Below are 18,409 nucleotides of genomic sequence, written 5' to 3'. Positions count from 1 at the left end.
AGACGCACATGAGCGATTCAGAACAAAACCCCGATTCATTCAATCTGCAACGCCGTCGCATCCTTATGGGCATGGGGGTCGCAGGTGCGGCGCTGGCCGGTGGAGCCCTGAGCTGTCCGGCCATGGCGGCGAGCAGCCCGGCAAACGCGCAGGTGACCCAGGCGCCCAGCAGCGACAAAACCCGGGATCATCACGACTTTACCGGCCAGCACCAAAACGGCATTGTCACCCCGCGCCCGGCCGCTGGCATGCTGGCGGCCTTCGATGTGCTGGCCGCAGACCGTGAAGATCTGGAGCGCCTGTTCCGCACCCTGAACGAGCGCATTGCCTTCCTGATGAAGGGCGGCCCGGTGCCTCAGGTCGACCCCAGGCTGCCACCGGTTGACTCAGGCATTCTCGGCCCGGTCGTAACCCCGGATAACTTGACGGTCACGGTGTCGGTGGGCGAATCCCTGTTTGATGAGCGCTTCGGCCTGTCGCCCATCAAGCCCAAGCGCCTGAGCCGCATGCAGGGATTTCCCAATGACGCACTGGATCCTGCGCAATGCCACGGCGATCTGAGCCTGCAGTTTTGCGCCAATACCGCCGATACCAACATTCACGCCCTGCGTGACATCGTAAAAAACCTGCCCGACTTGCTGCTGGTGCGCTGGAAACAAGAAGGCACCGTACCGCCACAAGCCCCGACCAAACCCGGCGAACCGGCGCAAAGCGCGCGCAACTTCCTGGGTTTTCGCGACGGTTCGGCCAACCCCGACTCCAACGACGGCACGGCAATGAACCGGACTGTCTGGGTCCAACCCGGTAGCGACGAGCCCGCCTGGGCGGTCAACGGCAGCTACCAGGCGGTGCGCATCATCCGTAATTTCGTCGAGCGCTGGGACCGCACGCCACTGCAAGAGCAACAAAGCATCTTCGGCCGCAACAAGGCCAGTGGCGCCCCCATGGACGGCACCCGCGAAACCGATGTACCGGATTACAGCAAAGACCCCCACGGCAAAATCACCAAGCTGGACGCCCATATCCGCCTGGCCAACCCGCGCACCCACGAAACGCGCGACAGCCTGATCCTGCGCCGGCCATTCAACTACTCCAACGGGGTCAACAAGAACGGCCAGCTGGACATGGGCCTGCTGTTCATCTGTTACCAGAGCGATCTGGACAAAGGCTTCATCGCCGTACAAACCCGCCTCAACGGCGAACCGCTGGAGGAATACCTCAAGCCGGTGGGCGGCGGCTATTTCTTCACCCTGCCGGGCGTGCGCAGTGACCAGGACTTCATTGGCCGCGCCTTGCTCGATGCCAGTGCTTAGCGCGAACTCCTTGCGCAAGCAGATGCAAATACCCCCTCAACCAACCGGAAAAAGTCCCATGAAGAAGACGCCGCTCGCACTGTTCCTGGCCCTGGGTTTGCTCCACACCCCGCTCTCGGCACTGGCTGCAACCGCACCACTGGACCTGGTGCAACCTGTTTCGGACTACAAAATCTACGTCACCGAGCAACTGGATGAGCTGGGCAGCAACACGCAGAAATTCACCGATGCCGTGAAAAAAGGCGACCTGGCCACGGCCAAAAAACTCTACGCACCGACCCGGGTGTACTACGAGTCGATCGAACCGATTGCCGAGCTGTTCAGCGACCTTGATGCCTCGATCGATTCCCGGGTCGATGACCACGAAAAAGGCGTAACCGCCCCCGACTTCACCGGCTTTCACCGCATCGAATACGGGCTGTTCTCCGAGAACAGCACCCAAGGTCTTGATCAGTTGGCCGACGGCCTGAACAACGATGTGAAAGACCTGCAAACCCGAGTCGCCGGGCTGACCTTCCCGCCCGAAAAAGTCGTCGGCGGTGCCGCAGCCCTGATGGAAGAAGTGGCCGCCACCAAGATTTCCGGCGAGGAAGACCGCTACAGCCACACCGACCTGTATGACTTCCAGGGCAACGTGGACGGCGCGAAAAAGATCTTCGACCTGTTCCGCGCGCAAATCGAACAGAGCGACAAGGCCTTTGCGGCCAAGGTGGATAAAAACTTCGCCACGGTTAACAAGATCCTGGCCAAGTACAAAACCGCCGACGGTGGTTTTGAAACCTACGACAAGGTCAAGGACAACGATCGCAAGGCGCTGATCGGCCCGGTCAATACCCTGGCCGAAGACTTGTCGACCCTGCGCGGCAAGCTGGGTTTGAATTAACCAACGTCTTTTGACAGCGCCAACCGATGTGACATGCGTCACATATCCGCAGGTTGGCGCTACGATAGTTTTGCTCTAACAAAGCCCTGCCTTTTTTTATTTACTGCCTTGAATAACTGTTCTAATTCGTACAATTGGTGTAAGAATCTACCCACGTCAGACAGGCGCTGTCACCGTCGAAAGATCAGCGTTGACCCTTATAAAGGCTATTCCTGAATAGCACCTGTCTAGTGTTTAGAAAACATGGACTGTTGATCTAACTTTCATAGGTTTTTCACAAAGTTGCGTTTAACGTATACCCCTGCCTCATAGGGAAACCCCCTGGGGTTAGCAGGAAAATCATGTAGATAACGCAATTTATTATCTTTACGTTTGTAAGTAATAGTCTTTACTCGTGAAGAGCGCGAGCCTCTAAAAGTGCGCTTGAGTGGGGCCGACTCAGACATGTCGTCTTGTGCCATTGAAACTGACTGGAACGAATACTTTGAAACCCTACCCTATCCAGTGTGTGTCGATCGTCATCCCGGTCTACAACGAAGAAGAGAGCTTGCCCGAACTCCTGCGCCGCACTGAAGCGGCCTGTGCGCAGTTGAGCCAGGCCTATGAAATCGTGCTGGTCGATGACGGCAGCCGGGACAGGTCGGCGCAACTGCTTGAAGAAGCGGCCGAGCGTGAAGGCAGCCACGTTGTCGCGGTGATCCTCAACCGCAACTACGGGCAACATGCCGCGATCATGGCCGGTTTTGAGCACTCCAAAGGCGATGTGATCATTACCCTCGATGCCGACCTGCAGAACCCGCCGGAAGAAATTCCGCGCCTGGTCGCACAAGCGGCACTGGGTTACGACGTGGTCGGCACCGTGCGCAACAACCGTCAGGACTCCGCCTGGCGCCGCTGGCCTTCGCGCGTGATCAACCTGGCCGTGCAACGTTCCACCGGCGTAGCCATGAGCGACTACGGCTGCATGCTGCGCGCCTATCGCCGCTCCATCGTCGACGCCATGCTGGCCTGTCGCGAACGCAGTACCTTTATCCCGATTCTCGCCAACAGCTTTGCCCGTCATACCACTGAAGTGCTGGTAGAGCATGCCGAGCGCGAACACGGTGACTCCAAGTACAGCCCGATGCGCCTGATCAACCTGATGTTCGACCTGATCACATGCATGACCACCACCCCGTTGCGCCTGCTGAGCATTCTCGGTTTCAGCATGGCGGTACTGGGCGTGCTGTTCGCCATTACGCTGGTCATGTTGCGCCTGATCTTCGGCGCCTCCTGGGCCGGCCACGGTACTTTCGTACTGTTTGCGGTGCTGTTTGTATTCACCGGCGGGCAATTTATCGGCATGGGGCTACTGGGTGAATACCTGGGTCGCATGTACAGCGATGTGCGGGCCCGGCCACGGTTTTTCATTGAGAAAATCGTTCGCGCCGAACCTGCAACTTCTTCCGTTCCAACTAGCAACCAGACTTCCTCTACTTCCGCACAGGTCCAATCATGAGTTTGAAAGCCGTTGTTTTCGCCTATCACGATATTGGCTGCACAGGCATCGAAGCCTTGCTCAATGCAGGTTATGAAATTGCTGCTGTGTTTACCCATGCTGACGACCCCAAGGAAAATAACTTTTACGCTTCGGTTGCCCAACTGTGCGCCCGTAAAGGCATCCCGGTACACGCGCCGGAAGACGCCAACCACCCACTGTGGATCGAGCGTATCCGCAAGCTGAACGCCGATTACATTTTCTCGTTCTACTACCGCAACCTGTTGGGCGAAGAACTGCTGTCCAGCGTCAGCAAGGGTGCTTTCAACCTGCACGGTTCGTTGCTGCCGCGCTACCGTGGCCGCGCACCGGCCAACTGGGTGCTGGTCAACGGCGAAACCGAAACCGGCGTAACCCTGCACCGCATGGTCAAGCGTGCCGACGCTGGTGCCATCCTGGCCCAGCAACGCATCAGCATCGAGCGTTCCGACACCGCACTGAGCCTGCACGCCAAACTGCGCGAGACCGCCGCTCAACTGCTGGCCGAAGCCTTGCCGCTGCTGCCTGAAGGCAAGCTCCAGGAAACCCCGCAAGACGAATCCAAGGCCACTTACGTCGGTCGCCGCACCGCGGCAGATGGCCTGCTGCAATGGAGCCGTCCGGCCGAAGAACTGTTCAACCTGGTTCGCGCTGTTACCCAACCATACCCGGGCGCCTTCTGCGCCGTGGGCGAGCACAAACTGATTGTCTGGGGCGCCGAAGTGGTTGCCGGCAATCAGGGCCATGCCCCTGGCCAGGTGATCAGCTGCGACCCGCTGCGCATTGCCTGCGGCCAGGACTCCCTGATCGTCACTGCCGGCCAGCGCAATGACAACGGCCTGTACCTGAGCGGCCCGCAACTGGCCCGTGAACTGGGTCTGGTTGAAGGTTCGCGCCTGCGTGGCAGCGAGTCCGGTCGCCCGGCACGTCGCACCCGCGTCCTGATCCTTGGCGTGAACGGCTTTATCGGTAACCATCTGTCAGAGCGCCTGCTGCAAGACGACCGCTACGAAGTGTACGGTCTGGACATCGGCTCCGACGCCATCGACCGCCTGCGCAGCCACCCCAACTTCCACTTTGTGGAAGGCGATATCAGCATCCACACCGAGTGGATCGAATACCACATCAAAAAATGCGACGTGGTCCTGCCGCTGGTGGCCATCGCCACGCCAATCGAATACACCCGCAACCCGTTGCGCGTTTTCGAGCTGGACTTCGAAGAAAACCTCAAGCTGGTCCGCTACTGCGTGAAGTACAACAAGCGCGTGATCTTCCCGTCCACGTCCGAAGTGTATGGCATGTGCCAGGACAAGAACTTCGACGAAGACACCTCCAACCTGGTGGTTGGCCCGATCAACAAACAGCGCTGGATCTACTCGGTTTCCAAGCAACTGCTGGACCGCGTGATCTGGGCCTACGGCACCAAGGGCCTGAAGTTCACCCTGTTCCGTCCGTTCAACTGGATGGGCCCGCGTCTGGACCGTCTGGACTCGGCACGGGTTGGCAGCTCGCGTGCAATCACCCAGCTGATCCTGCACCTGGTGGAAGGCACCCCGATCCGTCTGGTTGACGGCGGCGAACAAAAACGCTGCTTCACCGACGTGGCGGACGGTATCGAAGCCCTGGCACGCATCATCGACAACAAGGGTGGCAAGTGCGATGGCCAGATCATCAACATCGGCAACCCGGATAACGAAGCCAGCATTCGTCAACTGGGCGAAGAGTTGCTGCGCCAGTTCGAAGCTCACCCGTTGCGTGCCAATTTCCCTCCGTTTGCCGGTTTCCGCGACGTTGAAAGCCAGTCGTTCTACGGCACCGGTTATCAGGACGTCAGCCATCGCAAGCCAAGTGTTGAAAACGCCCGTCGCCTGATCGACTGGACGCCGACCACTGAGCTGAGCGAAACCATTGGCAAGACCCTGGACTTCTTCCTGCGTGAAGCCATGGTAGAAATCGCGGAAAAACGCTGATGCAAGCTGGACTGCGTATTGATGTCGACACGTACCGTGGAACCCGTGAGGGGGTTCCGCGGCTACTCGAACTGCTCGACGAAGCCCAGATCAAAGCCACGTTTTTTTTCAGCGTGGGGCCGGACAACATGGGCCGCCATTTATGGCGGCTGATCAAGCCCCAGTTTTTCTGGAAGATGATGCGCTCCAAGGCGGCCAGCTTGTACGGCTGGGACATTTTGCTGGCCGGCACCGCCTGGCCGGGCAAACCGATCGGCAAGGATCTGGGGCACTTGATGCGCCAGACCCTGGCCGCCGGCCATGAAGTTGGCCTGCACGCCTGGGATCACCATGGCTGGCAGGCCAATACCGGCCGCTGGAGCGAGGCCCAACTGATCGAGCAGATCCGCCGTGGTGTCGAGACGTTGAGCGACATCACCGGGCAAGCCGTCGAGTGTTCGGCCGCCGCCGGCTGGCGGGCCGATGAACGCGTCGTCCAGGCCAAGCAAACCTTTGGCTTTCGTTACAACAGTGATTGCCGCGGGCACAGTCTGTTTCGGCCGAGGTTGACCGACGGCAGTCTGGGCGCGCCGCAAATCCCTGTGGATTTACCCACCTTCGATGAAGTGGCCGGACCGCAGATCAGTGCTGCCGATTTCAACTCATACATTCTTGATCGCTTCAGCCCGCAAAAGCTGAACGCGTACACCATCCATGCTGAAGTAGAAGGGATTCTAATGGCTAACGACTTCCGTCAATTACTGGCTCAAGCCCGTGCCCGCAACATTCACTTCCAACCCTTGCGCGATTTGCTCCCCGACGACCTCAACAGCCTGCCAGCCGGGCAGTTGAGCCGTGGAGTGCTCGAAGGCCGTGAAGGCTGGCTGGGAGTGCAGCAACCATGACTACACGCTGGACAATACCGCTGCTGGTTTTAGCCTTTATTGCGTTTTACCTGTTGCCGCTGGGCACCCACGGCTTGTGGATTCCTGACGAAACGCGCTATGCGCAAATCGGCCAGCAAATACTGGTCGACGGTAACTGGATCACCCCGCACTTCATGGATTTGCGTTACTTCGAGAAGCCGATTGCCGGCTACTGGATGATTGCCATCGGCCAGGCCATTTTTGGTGAAAACCTGTTTGGCGTGCGCATTGCGTCCGCCATCGCCACCGGCCTGAGCGTGTTTCTGGCCTATGCCGTGGCCCGCCGTTTGTGGAATGACCCGCGCAAAAGTTTTGCCTGCGCCCTGGTGTACATGACCTTTGGCCTTATTGCAGGCCAGGCCGGTTATTCCAACCTCGATCCGCAGTTCACCCTGTGGGTCAACCTGAGCATGGTTGCGCTGTGGTTTGCCGTTGACAGCACCCGCCCCCGCGACCGCCTGATCAGCTGGGCCGTACTGGGTTTTGCCTGCGGCATGGGCTTTATGACCAAGGGCTTTCTGGCCCTGCTGTTGCCCGTGCTGATCGCCCTGCCCTACATGATCTGGCAAAAGCGTTTTCTGGAACTGGTCAAGTACGGCCTGGTGGCCATGCTGGTCGCCGCCGCCATCTCGCTGCCGTGGGTACTCGCGGTTCACGCCCAGGAGCCCGATTACTGGCGCTTCTTCTTCTGGCACGAGCACATCCGCCGCTTTGCCGGTGAAGACGCCCAGCACGGTCGTCCGTGGTGGTTCTATCTGCCGTTGATGGTTGTTTCCAGCTTGCCGTGGGCAGCCTTGTTGCCCGTTGCCTTCAAGGACGCCTGGAAAAACAAGGGCCATGCCAGCATCGTGTTCGTGCTGCTGTGGTTGCTGCTGCCGCTGGGCTTGTTCAGCCTGAGCAAGGGTAAGTTACCGACCTACATCATGCCGTGCATGCTACCGCTGGCCCTGTTGATAGGCCACGCGATGATGCAGCGGGTTGAACAGGCCAAAACGTCAGCCTTGCGCTTCAATAGTCTGGTCAACCTGATCGGCGGCAGCGCAGCGTTGCTGGCCCTGGTCTACTTCCAGATCAAGCAGCCGTTCTATGAAAACGAACCGCAACACATGGCCTTGCTGGTCGTCGTGCTGCTGGTGTGGATCGTGACCAGCCTGCTGACGCTGACAAAACCGCTGAAAATGTGGGCTGCGCCTGCCCTGGCGATGGGTGTGCTGGTGCTCGCCCTGCCTGCGGCCATGCCGACCAGCGTGGTGCACAACAAGATGCCCGACCAGTTCATCCTTGAGCATATGGACGAACTGTCCCAGGCCAGGACCTTTCTAAGCAACGACCTGGGCGCGGCCTCTGCCCTTGCCTGGCGCCTGCGCCGTCCGGACGTGACGCTTTACAACACCCAGGGCGAAGTCAAATACGGCCTGACCTATGACGACGCCAAAGGCAAAAGCATCGGCCTGGCCGATATTGGCCAGTGGATGATTGACGCCCGCCGCCAGGGTCCTGTCGGCGTAGTAATGCGGGTCAAGGACAGCGACGAAAGCCATGAAATGGACGAGCTGCCCAAAGATGCAAAACGCTATGACGAAGGCAACATGGTGATTCTGATTTTCCCGCAGATCGCTCCATGACCCTGACACTCCTGCTGCTGGCTTGCCTGCTGACCTGTGCCGGCCAGATCGCCCAGAAATACGCGGTCGAGGGCTGGCGCGGGATCGACACCGGGGTGGCGCAAAAACTGCGCTCGCCCTGGTTGTGGCTGGCACTGCTGTGCCTTGGCCTGGGTTTGCTCGTGTGGTTGCTGGTGCTGCAACGGCTTGAGGTCGGGATTGCTTACCCGATGCTCAGCCTCAACTTTGTACTGATCACCCTGGTGGCCCGCTACCTGTTCAAAGAAGCCATCGACCTGCGCCATTGGCTGGGCGTCGGGCTGGTGATTGCCGGGGTGGTTTTGCTGGGGCAACACGCATGAACCTGCGCCGTGGATTTGCCTTTGCCTCAGGCAGCGTGTTGCTGGTCAGCGGTGCCCAGCTGGGCATGCGCTGGAGCATGACGCGCTTGCCGGAACCGGCTCAATGGCTGAGCGCAATCAATCAGGGCGACGTGTCACTTGTCGCCCTGGGCGTGGTGTGTGGCGCAATCGTCGCCTACGCACTGTCGATGCTCTGCTGGCTGCTGGCCCTGCGCGACTTGCCGCTGGGCCGGGCGTACTCGCTGTTGAGCATCAGCTACGCGCTGGTGTATTTGCTGGCTGCAAGCCTGCCGATTTTCCATGAAAGCTTCACGCTTTCAAAAACCCTTGGTGTGACCTTGGTCATTCTGGGGGTGCTTACGATCAACTCTCGACGTACCCCAAGTTCCAGGAACTGCGCATGAAAATCAGTGTAATTGGTAGTGGTTATGTTGGCCTGGTGCAGGCGACGGTACTGGCGGAAGTCGGCCACGATGTGATCTGCATGGACATTGACCAGAAGAAGGTCGAGTTGCTGCAACAAGGGCACGTGAGCATTTTTGAGCCCGGGCTTTCCAGCCTGGTGCGTGAAAACCTTGAGAGCAATCGCCTGCGCTTTACCAGCGATGAAAAACTCGCCATCGAACACGGCCAGGTCCTGTTCATCGCCGTCGGCACTCCGCCCAGCGAAGACGGTTCGGCTGACCTGGGCCAGGTGTTCTCTGTGGGTGACGCGGTAGCCCGCCATCGCAAGGAACCGCTGATTCTGGTCGAGAAATCCACCGTACCCGTGGGCACCGGCGACGCGCTGACCGCCCATATCAATAAAGCCCTGGACCAGACCGGACGCTCGCTGCAATTCGACGTGGTCTCGAACCCTGAATTTCTCAAGGAAGGCTCGGCGGTCAGCGACTGCCGTCGCCCTGACCGCATCATCATCGGCTGCGCCCGCGAAGAAGTGCGTGAAGTCATGCGTGACCTTTATGCACCCTTCAACCGCAACCATGACCGCATCATTTTCATGGACCTGCGCAGCGCCGAACTGACCAAGTACGCCGCCAACTGCATGCTGGCGACCAAGATCAGCTTTATCAACCAGATCGCCGAGCTGGCCGAGCACCTGGGCGCCGACATCGAAGCCGTTCGCCTGGGCATCGGCGCCGACACCCGCATTGGCTATCACTTCATTTACCCTGGCTGCGGCTATGGCGGTTCGTGCTTCCCCAAAGACATGCGCGCGCTGATCCACAGCGCCCAGCAGGTCAATTGCTCAAGCGACCTGCTGCAGGCTGTCGAAGCCATCAACGAACGCCAGAAACACAAGTTGTTCGACCGTATCAATGCGTTCTTCAAGGGCGATCTTAAAGGCAAGACCTTTGCCCTGTGGGGCCTGGCGTTCAAGCCCAATACCGATGACATGCGCGACGCACCAAGCCGTGTATTGATGCAAGCCTTGTGGGCCGCGGGCGCCGACGTGCGTGCCTTTGACCCCGAAGCCATGCAGGAAACCCAGCGCCTGTACGGCGACGAACCGCGCCTGAGCCTGATGGGCACGCCGGAATCGACGCTCAACGGTGCGGACGCATTGATCGTGTGTACCGAGTGGCAGCAATTCAAGGCTCCTGACTTTGACTTGATCAGGCAGCGCCTCAAGACCCCGGTGATTTTCGATGGTCGCAACCTGTATGAAGGTGAGCGCCTGGCGCGCATCGGCTTGCAGTACTTCCCGATGGGCCGGGGGGAATCGTGCAACTTGCCGGTGTCCCAGGGCGCAACGGCCGTTTGATTGGGTAATCACGTCGCCATTGGCAACAATGGCGGCGTTTTTTTTGTTCGTAGATTGAGTCAAGGAGACTCGACATGCCTGCCGACTTCAACCCCATGGCCTTGCTGACACAGCGCAGGCATTCCCTGATTCTGGGGGCACTGGCATTCGTGCTGTTTATCCTGGGTAACCATCAAGAGGCAGCGATCGGCTTTGATTCGCGCTTTGTGATGTTTGCCAACGAGATGATGCGCCACGGCCCCGGTTTCTTTCCGACCACCTATGGCCAGCCCTACGCTGACTACAGCGCAACCTCGACCGTGCTGACGTGGTTGCTGTCGCTGCCTTTTGGCCAGGTCACCAGTCTGACCGCGTGGCTGCCCACTGCCGTTGCCAGTGCAACGATCGTGACCTTGATGTACCGCCTGATCGCACCGCAATCGAGTACCTGGGCCCTGGTCAGCGTGGCCTTGTTATTGCTGAGCATGACTTTTGTCACCGAAACCCGGGCTGTTTCGCTGGACCAAATGCTCGCAGCCGTGAGCTTCAGTGCATTCTATCTGGCCTACTCCCACGAGCACTTCGGTGCGCCACGCCGGCACTTTTTGCTGCTGGCCCTGCTGATACTGGGTTTTGCCATTCGCGGCCCGATCGGTCTGGTAATCCCCACCGGCATCCTCTGCAGTTTCTACCTGCTCAACGGCCAGTGGCGCCGACTGATCAGCTTCGGGCTCCAGGCACTGGTTCTGCTCGTGCTGTGCATCGGCACATTGCTGATGCTGGCCTGGATCAGTGGTGGTGAAGACTTTGTTCATGAAGTGATCCGCATGCAGGTTACCGGGCGCATGGACGGCACCGAAGGCGCCAGCAGCGTGCTGTATTACTTCACCAGTTCCATGGGCAACTATGCGCTGGCTTACCCGCTGGCGGTCGCAGTGCTGGCAGCGATCCTGATTGCCGGGCGCGCGCAATCGGGACCGGCTCTGCAACTGGTCAAGTACTGCGTTGCAGCCGCTCTGGTGGTGATGATCGGACTGTCGATTCCCCAGGCTAAAAAAGCCCGCTACCTTCTGCCCATGTTGCCAATGGTCGCGATCATTGCGGCGTATCCGTTTCAAGTGATGCAGGGCCGGGTGTTTGGCGTCTTGCGCGGTTTCATACAGGGCATTTTTGTACTGCTGCCGGGTTTGTTGATTGCCGGTTTGCTGGTTGCCCGCTCGCGCTTTGGCGAGCAACTGCCTGCATTGAACGGCACTTTTGTGGTGCTGGCGGTTCTGCAGCTACTGGCTGTGGGTTTGCTGTTCAAAGCCCGATGGCGCGTTGCCGGGTTGGCGGCATGTGCGGTACTGGCGCTTTGGAGCAGTTACATCATGGTGTATGAACCGGCCGAACGCAGCCTGTACGACACCCGCGCATTCACTCAGAAAACCATGCAATTGATCGAACAAGCCCCGGCTCCGCTGGTGCTGCACGGCATGGGCAAAGATGCCAAGGCCATCAAGTTCATGGTCAACGTAAACCGCGACCTGCTGCCGCTGTTTACGCAATCGCCCGCCGAGCTGAGCGAATTGCCAGCCCCGGTCTGGATCGTCATGGACCGCAAGGATTACGAGGCCCTGCAAGGCAGTGAACTGGGCAACATCGCACCGGCACTCAGCGGCCGTTTCGATAAAAACGATTACGTGCTGCTGCACAAACCCCGATAACACCCGTAATCGCTGACGAGGCTGAGAGCGGGACTCCCATCGCAGCCCCGCTCCTCGTCAGAGACTACCGGGACTGCAATGCGCCAAGGTTTGCTACAATCGCCGCCCTTCTCTCTCACCCCCAGGAATCCCAATGTCAGGGCTCGAACTGTTTGCCGCCGCACTCGGCGTGATCGCCGTCTGGTTGACGGTCAAGCAGAACCCTTGGTGCTGGCCCATTGGCCTGGTGATGGTGCTGCTTTACAGCTGGATTTTTTTCGGCCTCAAACTGTACTCCGGCATGTTGTTGCAAGTGTTCTTTGCCCTGCTGCAAGTTTATGGCTGGTGGCAGTGGACCCGCGCGGGCGAGCAACATGAGGGCCGCGTCGTGACCCGGTTAAGTGCCCTGCATGTGATACTCGGTCTGGTTATCGGCGCTGCGGGCAGCCTGGCATTGGGCGCCTCGATGGCGCACTGGACCGATTCCCAGTTCCCTTGGCAGGATGCAGCGCTGACCGCTTTCAGCCTGGTCGCCCAAGTGTGGATGGCCCAAAAACGCCTGCAGTGCTGGGCACTGTGGTGTGTGATCGACGTGTTTTACATCGGCTTCTTTGCTTACCAGGATCTGTACGGGACGGCGGGCCTGTACGCGCTGTTCACGGTCATCGCAATCCAGGGCTGGCGTGACTGGCACCGCGACCCGGCGCTGCGCACATGAAGGTGGTGGTACTGGCAGGGCCGGAGTCGAGTGGTAAAAGCTGGTTGGCTGCGCAGTTGCAGCAGCACTTCGGCGGCATTCTGGTGGGCGAATATGTCCGTTACTTCATCGAACAAAACCCCCGCGACACCTGCCTGGCAGACATTCCGGCGATCGCCCGTGGCCAGCTCGACTGGGAAGATCAGGCACGGAGCCAACAGCCCGAGCTGCTGATTCTGGACACCCACTTGCTGAGCAACATGCTGTGGAGCCAGACCCTGTTTGACGACTGCCCTGACTGGCTGGAAGCGCAACTGCTAAGCCGTCATTACGACCTGCACCTGCTGCTGTCGCCCGATGATGTGGAATGGACACCCGACGGTCAACGCTGCCAACCCTCGCTGGCTGAACGTCAGGCATTTTTCAACGCCAGTGCGCAATGGCTCGATCGCCATCAACAACCCGTACAGGTTGTTAAGGGCGATTGGCAGGCTCGTCAGCAGCAGGCTTTTGCCGCGGTTGAACAATTAATCGCCCCACAAGCAACTTATTAATAAATCCTTAGTCTTTTAGTTATGGCACTTGAGACCTTTAACTTTCTGCCCCGCAAGTTAAAGGTTTCAGCACCCTGAAGTTGTCCATTCCTGAAACACTCGCTCGACGCCAAAGCCGCTAAAACAAAGGGCTCACGCTTTTTCCGGCTTATTGTAAAGTCCGTGAAACACTTCCCGATACAGCATTAAAACAGTGTACCTGCCTGGCCTGATGCTTATTCCAGCGGGTCATTATGCGTCTCACGTTTGAAACACTCGGCCTGGGCATACAACGACACGGTTACAACAGCTGTTGTTTTTAAAGGCTAAACATAAAGTGGCACAGCTTCTGCTCTCTCCTTAATACGCTGACTAGGGCCAGCGTCGAATACAGGGAGCACGAACATGCGTCACCTCTATCGCGGTAACCATAATTTGCTGACGGCTTGTGGCTTGAGCGCCTTGATGGGTTTGTGCTGCACCGTCCAGGCCGCGCCTAATGGCGAGATTGTGGTGACACGTACAGTTCAACCCTATGCGGTGGGTAACCCGCCCATGCATCCCGATCCCGATCCGCGCACCGTGAATGCCAACCCTTCAGCACAAGTTCTGGGCGCAACCGGTGAACTCAGTGATGGTGACTTTGCCGGCGTGAGCACCGGTGCTTCGATCAACCGCACCATCATCCCCCACACCAATTCACTGCCAGGGCTCAGCAACAGTAACGGCCTGCCGGGCATGACCAACGGCCATGGCGGCGGCAGCGGCGGCACGGTGTCCAACACGATCGGCAACAGCATCGAACAGGGTATGCGCCCGCTCTCAATACTGAGCCAGGGGAAATGATATGACCGTTCGCCGACTGCACTTACTGATTGCCGCGTTGCTGGCCAGTGCCAACGTGCTGGCTGCCAGCAGCAACAACGCCGAGATCAACAGTTCCAGTGCTGATTACCATGGCAACGTCACGGTCAACCAGGCGGCTGGCGATCAGCAGCAGCAAGTCAACATCCGGGCTGTTGCCATCGGCACCGAGGCACACGCCTCCACCTCCGTCACCCAAAAACTCAACACCCGTGCCGACCCTTCGCTCAATGCCAAGGCAGCGATTCTCGGCAACTCATTCAGCAATGGCACCGGCGTGATCGGGATCAACCAGTCCGCCGGCGCCAACAACCAAATGGTCAATGCAGTGCGGGTCGGCATCAGTGCCCAACCCCAAGGCATCGACGACAGCGCCCTGTCACAGCAGAACGTGGCGCTGCTTCCAGACTCGGGCACTGCTCCCCCCACCAGCGGCAGCCGCCAGGTCGTGACAGGCGACCAGGCCTTCACCGGCAGCCGCGGGGTGGTGCAGTTGAACCAGAGTGCAGGGGTGGGGAACCGCATGGCTAACACCCTCAACATCCGGGTTGCTGACTGACCCGGCAACAACGCAGTGCAATTAGAAAGTGCCAACACTTAACTCACTAATGAAGCACGGAGAAACACCATGAAACCGTCAAGCGCTCTGAAACCTCTGGCTTTCGCTATGGCCGCACTTCTGTCCGTAGCTGCACACGCTCACAACGATGGCCCACCACCTCCACCGTCTTACACCATGGACCCTAATGCAGGGGCTGCCGCTGTTGTGATTGATGTGCAAAACAGTCACAACAACAATGTGACCAACAAAGCGATCAAAAACACCGCTACCGTCAAAGACTCCGTCAAAGGAGCTGAAGGCAACATGGGTGTGAACGCCGCAGCCGGTTCAGGCAACCAACAAGACAACGCCGTTGCAATCGCAACCGCTGACGAAACGTTCGTCTTTGGTACTGCCGCCTCCCTGACCAGCGCAACCCAGACCAACAGTCATAACAACGACCACAACTACGGCACACAAAATAACGCCAAGCTCGACAGTTCAGGCAATGGCAGCTCAGGCAATGTGGGCATAAACGTGGCTGCCGGCGACTTCAACCAACAGAAAAACAACCTGGCCATCGCCGTATCCAATGGCCGTATCGCAGGCGCAGGCGCAACCGCCAACCAAACCTCGAACAATCTGTCGGTGATCAACGAGGCTGGGGCGTCCTACCTGAGCAATGTGAATACCTGGTCGCAAGGCTCATACGGGAACCACAACACCACCCCTGTCGTGAACAACGCCACCATGGACCATTCATTCAATGGCATCTCGGGTAATGGCGGTGCCAACATCGCAGCCGGTGTGGGCAACCAACAAAGCAACTCTCTGTCCATCGCTGCTGGCTGCAAAGTCTGCATGTAATCGCGACAGTTAAAAAAGGGTCCCGTTACGGGACCCTTTCTCTACTTCAGGGCGTATTGATCATGCGTATTGCTGCTCTCTCCTTCATGCTCTGCCTGGCCGGTACGGCCCAGGCCGCACAGATGCCAATCGCTGCCATGCCTGGCGGCAATCTGGTGTTCAAGCAGGTGCAGAGCATCCGTGAGCGACGCTTTACCGACATCGTCGAACAAAAAACCGATTTCAGTTGTGGTGCCGCGGCGCTTGCTACCGTACTGCGACAGGCCTACTGGCTGGACGTCAACGAAGACCAGATCATCAAGGGCATGCTGCAAAACGCAGATCAGGACCTGGTACGCACCCAGGGCTTTTCAATGCTCGACATGAAGCGCTACGTCGAAAGTATCGGCATGCGTGCCCGGGGTTACCGGATACCGGCCCAGAGCCTTGAAAGTGTGAACATTCCTGTTGTGGTGCTGCTGGACATACGTGGCTACAAGCACTTTGTGGTCCTGCAACGCACCCAGAAAGACTGGGTCTACATCGGCGATCCGGTGCTGGGCCACAAGCGCTATTCCCATGAAGACTTCCTCAAGGGCTGGAATGGCATCGTGTTCGCCATCATTGGCCCCGGTTACGACAAAACCAACGCGCTACTGACGCCCCCTGCTCCGCTGACGGCAAAAAACCAGCTGGATATGTTCAGCCCGGTCAAAGACGCAGAACTCATGGACTTCGGGTTTATCCAAAGCGACTTCTTTTAGGTGTGCCAATCATGGCGACGGGGCCAGACGCTCCTGGAGCAGCACATGAAAACTCACTATTGGCTGATTGCCGCATGCCTTGCGGGCAGCCTGCCCGCCCAGGCGGCCTCGACCTTTAAACCGGTCGAATTGAAAGATGCTGAGATGGCCCAACTGCGCGGTCGATTCGTGATGCCGGGGCGGATCATCAGTTTCGGCATTGTGATGAACAGTACCTGGACCAGCAGTAACGGCGGGATTGTTGGCGCTTCAACCAGCATGACCGTGCAAAGTACCGTCGAACCCCGGTTCTATGTCTCGACCTACAGCTCCGCCGGCAACGGCGCACCGGTATCTGCCGGCACCGGCATGGTGACAGGCGGCACAGGGCTGACCACAGGCCAGGGCGTGACCCAGAGCGTACGGGCTGCCGGCGACAACAACACGGCCTACAACAACGTCGATATCAATGTCAGCGAAGCCAATCAGGCCCCGGTGGTGAACCAGCAAGGCGTCTTGCTGACCGCCAATAACCCCGTCACGCAAACAAGCAGTGCAGGCAACCTGAGCGTTTCCGCTACTGGTGGCGGTGTCCAGGTGGCGATCCAGGCCAACAACAATCAGGGCAGTTCATTGCAACAAATCGCTCAAGGTGGCGTGTTGCAGAGCACAACCCTATTAGGTGGAGGCAACTCGGTAAATAACCTTACCCAACTTAATGTGGTGTTGCGCAATAACTTGCCAAGTACCGGTGCGCTTGATTGCAACCTTAGTCCGTTAAAAGGTCTACGCAACATGGGATATTGAACTAGGCTCTTGACTTACAATTCGGTCTACTTGGGCGGCCTATTTCATGCATCGAACGTTAACTTTTCGCGCAGTCGTATGTATGAGCACTCTATTGCCGTCAGCCCTGCTTTATGCAGCCCCTGATAGTGATGTAGAGCTACTAAAAAAAGAACTACTGGAGCTTCGCCAACGTTACGACCAACAACAAAAAGCCTTGGCAGTACTTGAACAGCGGGTTCGTCAAGTTGAAGACCAGCCGGCAGCACCAGCCCCCAAGCGCCTGGCCAAATCGCCGGCCGACATGAAAGGCAACAAGGGTGTCATCGCAGCCAGCGGTGGCGCGGCAGGTGGAGCGGCAAGCGCCGCCGCCGGCAGTTCGTATGGGGAGTCCTTGAAGGATGATTCCGCACCCGCCCAGAGCGTGGTCAACCTTTACGATGAGGCCAGCGGTTTTTTCGGCGGTGGCAAGTTCAGCCTCGAAACCGGCATCACGTATTCGCGCTATGACACCCGTCAGCTGATCCTCAATGGCTTCCTGGCCCTGGACTCGATTTTCCTGGGCAACCTCAACCTCGATCGCATCAAGGCCGACAACTGGACTCTGGACCTGACCGGCCGTTACAACCTGGATAACCGCTGGCAGTTCGACGTGAACGTACCCGTGATCTATCGCGAGTCGACCTACCAGTCCGGTGGTGCCAACGGCGGTGATGCACAGGCGACTTCAGAAGAAACGGTCACCCGCGACCCGACCATTGGCGATATCAACTTTGGCGTGGCTTACAAGTTCCTCGACGAGTCGGTCAACACCCCCGATGCGGTCTTCAGCGTGCGGGTCAAGGCCCCTACCGGCAAAGACCCGTTCGGGATCAAGCTGGTGCAATCGGTTGACAACACCAACGTCTTCACCCCTGAAGACCTGCCGACCGGTAACGGCGTGTGGTCGATCAGCCCTGCCATTTCCCTGGTTAAAACCTTCGACCCGGCGGTACTGTTCGGCTCCCTGTCGTACACCCACAACCTGGAAGAGTCTTTTGACGACATCAGCTCCACCAACAACCTGAAGCAACCGGGCAAGGTCAAACTGGGTGACAGCTTCCAGATTGGTGCCGGTGTTGCATTCGCACTCAACGAAAAAATGAGTATGTCGTTCTCCGTGTCCGACCTGATCCAGAAAAAGAGCAAGCTCAAGCAGGATGGCGGGGACTGGCAAACCGTCACCACCAGCGATGCCAACGCGGGCTACTTCAACGTCGGCATGACCGTGGCTGCCACCGACAACCTGACCATCGTGCCAAACCTGTCGATTGGCCTGACCGACGATGCGCCAGACTTCACCTTCAGCCTTAAATTCCCGTACTACTTCTAAACGCTCCCGACAAAAGGCCCGCAGCGCTCAAACGCCGCGGGCCTT

General features: G+C 58.5%; 18 protein-coding genes. All 18 read left to right on the top strand.

The genetic code is table 11. The features are described 5' to 3' along the window. Nucleotides 1-8 precede the first annotated feature (8 nt). The 18 genes from efeB (at nt 9) to ACZRMS_RS14655 (ending at nt 18,364) form a co-directional block, all read left to right on the top strand. Nucleotides 9-1,313: an iron uptake transporter deferrochelatase/peroxidase subunit gene (efeB, locus tag ACZRMS_RS14740; protein ID WP_463995831.1), complete on the top strand. Its 1,305-nt coding sequence runs from the start codon at nt 9-11 to the stop codon at nt 1,311-1,313. A gap of 58 nt (nt 1,314-1,371) precedes the next feature. Beyond that, the gene (gene efeO, locus ACZRMS_RS14735) at nt 1,372-2,196 is read left to right on the top strand and encodes an iron uptake system protein EfeO (protein WP_463995830.1); all 825 of its coding nucleotides are present in this window, start codon (nt 1,372-1,374) and stop codon (nt 2,194-2,196) included. A gap of 484 nt (nt 2,197-2,680) precedes the next feature. Then, nucleotides 2,681-3,694 (top strand): undecaprenyl-phosphate 4-deoxy-4-formamido-L-arabinose transferase, encoded by a 1,014-nt coding sequence (arnC, locus tag ACZRMS_RS14730; protein ID WP_463995829.1) that lies wholly within the window; start codon nt 2,681-2,683, stop codon nt 3,692-3,694. Further along, nucleotides 3,691-5,682, top strand: a complete 1,992-nt coding sequence (gene arnA, locus ACZRMS_RS14725; RefSeq protein ID WP_463995828.1) for a bifunctional UDP-4-amino-4-deoxy-L-arabinose formyltransferase/UDP-glucuronic acid oxidase ArnA — start codon at nt 3,691-3,693, stop codon at nt 5,680-5,682. The genes arnC and arnA overlap by 4 nt, the downstream gene beginning before the upstream one ends. Further along, entirely contained in the window at nt 5,682-6,566 is an 885-nt protein-coding gene (gene arnD / locus ACZRMS_RS14720; RefSeq protein ID WP_463995827.1) for a 4-deoxy-4-formamido-L-arabinose-phosphoundecaprenol deformylase, read from the top strand. Before arnA ends, arnD begins: the two co-directional genes overlap by 1 nt. Continuing rightward, on the top strand, nt 6,563-8,212 hold the full coding sequence (arnT, locus tag ACZRMS_RS14715) for a lipid IV(A) 4-amino-4-deoxy-L-arabinosyltransferase (protein WP_463995826.1): 1,650 nt from the start codon (nt 6,563-6,565) through the stop codon (nt 8,210-8,212). Before arnD ends, arnT begins: the two co-directional genes overlap by 4 nt. Next, a complete protein-coding gene (gene arnE, locus ACZRMS_RS14710) occupies nt 8,209-8,553 on the top strand; it encodes a 4-amino-4-deoxy-L-arabinose-phosphoundecaprenol flippase subunit ArnE (protein ID WP_463995825.1) in 345 nt (114 codons plus the stop codon). Before arnT ends, arnE begins: the two co-directional genes overlap by 4 nt. After that, nucleotides 8,550-8,957 carry a 4-amino-4-deoxy-L-arabinose-phosphoundecaprenol flippase subunit ArnF gene (gene arnF / locus ACZRMS_RS14705; protein WP_463995824.1) on the top strand — a complete coding sequence of 136 codons (408 nt, stop codon included), beginning with the start codon at nt 8,550-8,552 and terminating at the stop codon, nt 8,955-8,957. Before arnE ends, arnF begins: the two co-directional genes overlap by 4 nt. Continuing rightward, entirely contained in the window at nt 8,954-10,318 is a 1,365-nt protein-coding gene (locus ACZRMS_RS14700) for a UDP-glucose dehydrogenase family protein (RefSeq protein WP_463995823.1), read from the top strand. The genes arnF and ACZRMS_RS14700 overlap by 4 nt, the downstream gene beginning before the upstream one ends. Nucleotides 10,319-10,392: 74 nt before the next feature. Next, nucleotides 10,393-12,003, top strand: a complete 1,611-nt coding sequence (locus tag ACZRMS_RS14695) for an ArnT family glycosyltransferase (protein ID WP_463995822.1) — start codon at nt 10,393-10,395, stop codon at nt 12,001-12,003. A gap of 133 nt (nt 12,004-12,136) precedes the next feature. Continuing rightward, a complete protein-coding gene (pnuC, locus tag ACZRMS_RS14690; protein WP_463995821.1) occupies nt 12,137-12,700 on the top strand; it encodes a nicotinamide riboside transporter PnuC in 564 nt (187 codons plus the stop codon). Continuing rightward, nucleotides 12,697-13,233 carry an AAA family ATPase gene (locus ACZRMS_RS14685; protein WP_463995820.1) on the top strand — a complete coding sequence of 179 codons (537 nt, stop codon included), beginning with the start codon at nt 12,697-12,699 and terminating at the stop codon, nt 13,231-13,233. Before pnuC ends, ACZRMS_RS14685 begins: the two co-directional genes overlap by 4 nt. 384 nt (nt 13,234-13,617) lie before the next feature. Continuing rightward, entirely contained in the window at nt 13,618-14,058 is a 441-nt protein-coding gene (locus ACZRMS_RS14680; RefSeq protein WP_463995819.1) for a hypothetical protein, read from the top strand. 1 nt (nt 14,059) lies between these two features. After that, nucleotides 14,060-14,635, top strand: coding sequence for an adhesin (locus ACZRMS_RS14675; protein WP_463995818.1), 576 nt, complete (start codon nt 14,060-14,062; stop codon nt 14,633-14,635). Nucleotides 14,636-14,704: 69 nt separating this feature from the next. Next, nucleotides 14,705-15,484: a heme utilization protein gene (locus ACZRMS_RS14670; RefSeq protein WP_463995817.1), complete on the top strand. Its 780-nt coding sequence runs from the start codon at nt 14,705-14,707 to the stop codon at nt 15,482-15,484. Between the two features lie 62 nt (nt 15,485-15,546). Next, nucleotides 15,547-16,227, top strand: coding sequence for a C39 family peptidase (locus ACZRMS_RS14665; protein WP_463995816.1), 681 nt, complete (start codon nt 15,547-15,549; stop codon nt 16,225-16,227). A 45-nt stretch (nt 16,228-16,272) separates the two neighbouring features. After that, nucleotides 16,273-17,013, top strand: a complete 741-nt coding sequence (locus tag ACZRMS_RS14660) for a hypothetical protein (protein ID WP_463995815.1) — start codon at nt 16,273-16,275, stop codon at nt 17,011-17,013. Between the two features lie 46 nt (nt 17,014-17,059). Next, entirely contained in the window at nt 17,060-18,364 is a 1,305-nt protein-coding gene (locus tag ACZRMS_RS14655) for a transporter family protein (RefSeq protein ID WP_463995814.1), read from the top strand. Nucleotides 18,365-18,409: the final 45 nt, after the last annotated feature.

It is taken from the genome of Pseudomonas sp. B424, from assembly GCF_055408345.1.
The sequence above is the reverse complement of the archived record's forward strand: the minus strand, read 5'-3'. Positions and strand labels throughout refer to the sequence as shown.

Bases quoted from the DNA above. Each gene is read 5' to 3' on its own strand.
- efeO (WP_463995830.1), top strand. From the start codon at position 1,372: ATGAAGAAGACGCCGCTCGCACTGTTCCTGGCCCTGGGTTTGCTCCAC.
- ACZRMS_RS14680 (WP_463995819.1), top strand. From the start codon at position 13,618: ATGCGTCACCTCTATCGCGGTAACCATAATTTGCTGACGGCTTGTGGC.
- ACZRMS_RS14660 (WP_463995815.1), top strand. From the start codon at position 16,273: ATGAAAACTCACTATTGGCTGATTGCCGCATGCCTTGCGGGCAGCCTG.
- ACZRMS_RS14685 (WP_463995820.1), top strand. From the start codon at position 12,697: ATGAAGGTGGTGGTACTGGCAGGGCCGGAGTCGAGTGGTAAAAGCTGG.
- ACZRMS_RS14695 (WP_463995822.1), top strand. From the start codon at position 10,393: ATGCCTGCCGACTTCAACCCCATGGCCTTGCTGACACAGCGCAGGCAT.
- pnuC (WP_463995821.1), top strand. From the start codon at position 12,137: ATGTCAGGGCTCGAACTGTTTGCCGCCGCACTCGGCGTGATCGCCGTC.
- ACZRMS_RS14670 (WP_463995817.1), top strand. From the start codon at position 14,705: ATGAAACCGTCAAGCGCTCTGAAACCTCTGGCTTTCGCTATGGCCGCA.
- ACZRMS_RS14700 (WP_463995823.1), top strand. From the start codon at position 8,954: ATGAAAATCAGTGTAATTGGTAGTGGTTATGTTGGCCTGGTGCAGGCG.
- ACZRMS_RS14655 (WP_463995814.1), top strand. From the start codon at position 17,060: ATGCATCGAACGTTAACTTTTCGCGCAGTCGTATGTATGAGCACTCTA.
- arnF (WP_463995824.1), top strand. From the start codon at position 8,550: ATGAACCTGCGCCGTGGATTTGCCTTTGCCTCAGGCAGCGTGTTGCTG.
- ACZRMS_RS14665 (WP_463995816.1), top strand. From the start codon at position 15,547: ATGCGTATTGCTGCTCTCTCCTTCATGCTCTGCCTGGCCGGTACGGCC.
- efeB (WP_463995831.1), top strand. From the start codon at position 9: ATGAGCGATTCAGAACAAAACCCCGATTCATTCAATCTGCAACGCCGT.
- arnE (WP_463995825.1), top strand. From the start codon at position 8,209: ATGACCCTGACACTCCTGCTGCTGGCTTGCCTGCTGACCTGTGCCGGC.
- arnA (WP_463995828.1), top strand. From the start codon at position 3,691: ATGAGTTTGAAAGCCGTTGTTTTCGCCTATCACGATATTGGCTGCACA.
- arnD (WP_463995827.1), top strand. From the start codon at position 5,682: ATGCAAGCTGGACTGCGTATTGATGTCGACACGTACCGTGGAACCCGT.
- arnT (WP_463995826.1), top strand. From the start codon at position 6,563: ATGACTACACGCTGGACAATACCGCTGCTGGTTTTAGCCTTTATTGCG.
- ACZRMS_RS14675 (WP_463995818.1), top strand. From the start codon at position 14,060: ATGACCGTTCGCCGACTGCACTTACTGATTGCCGCGTTGCTGGCCAGT.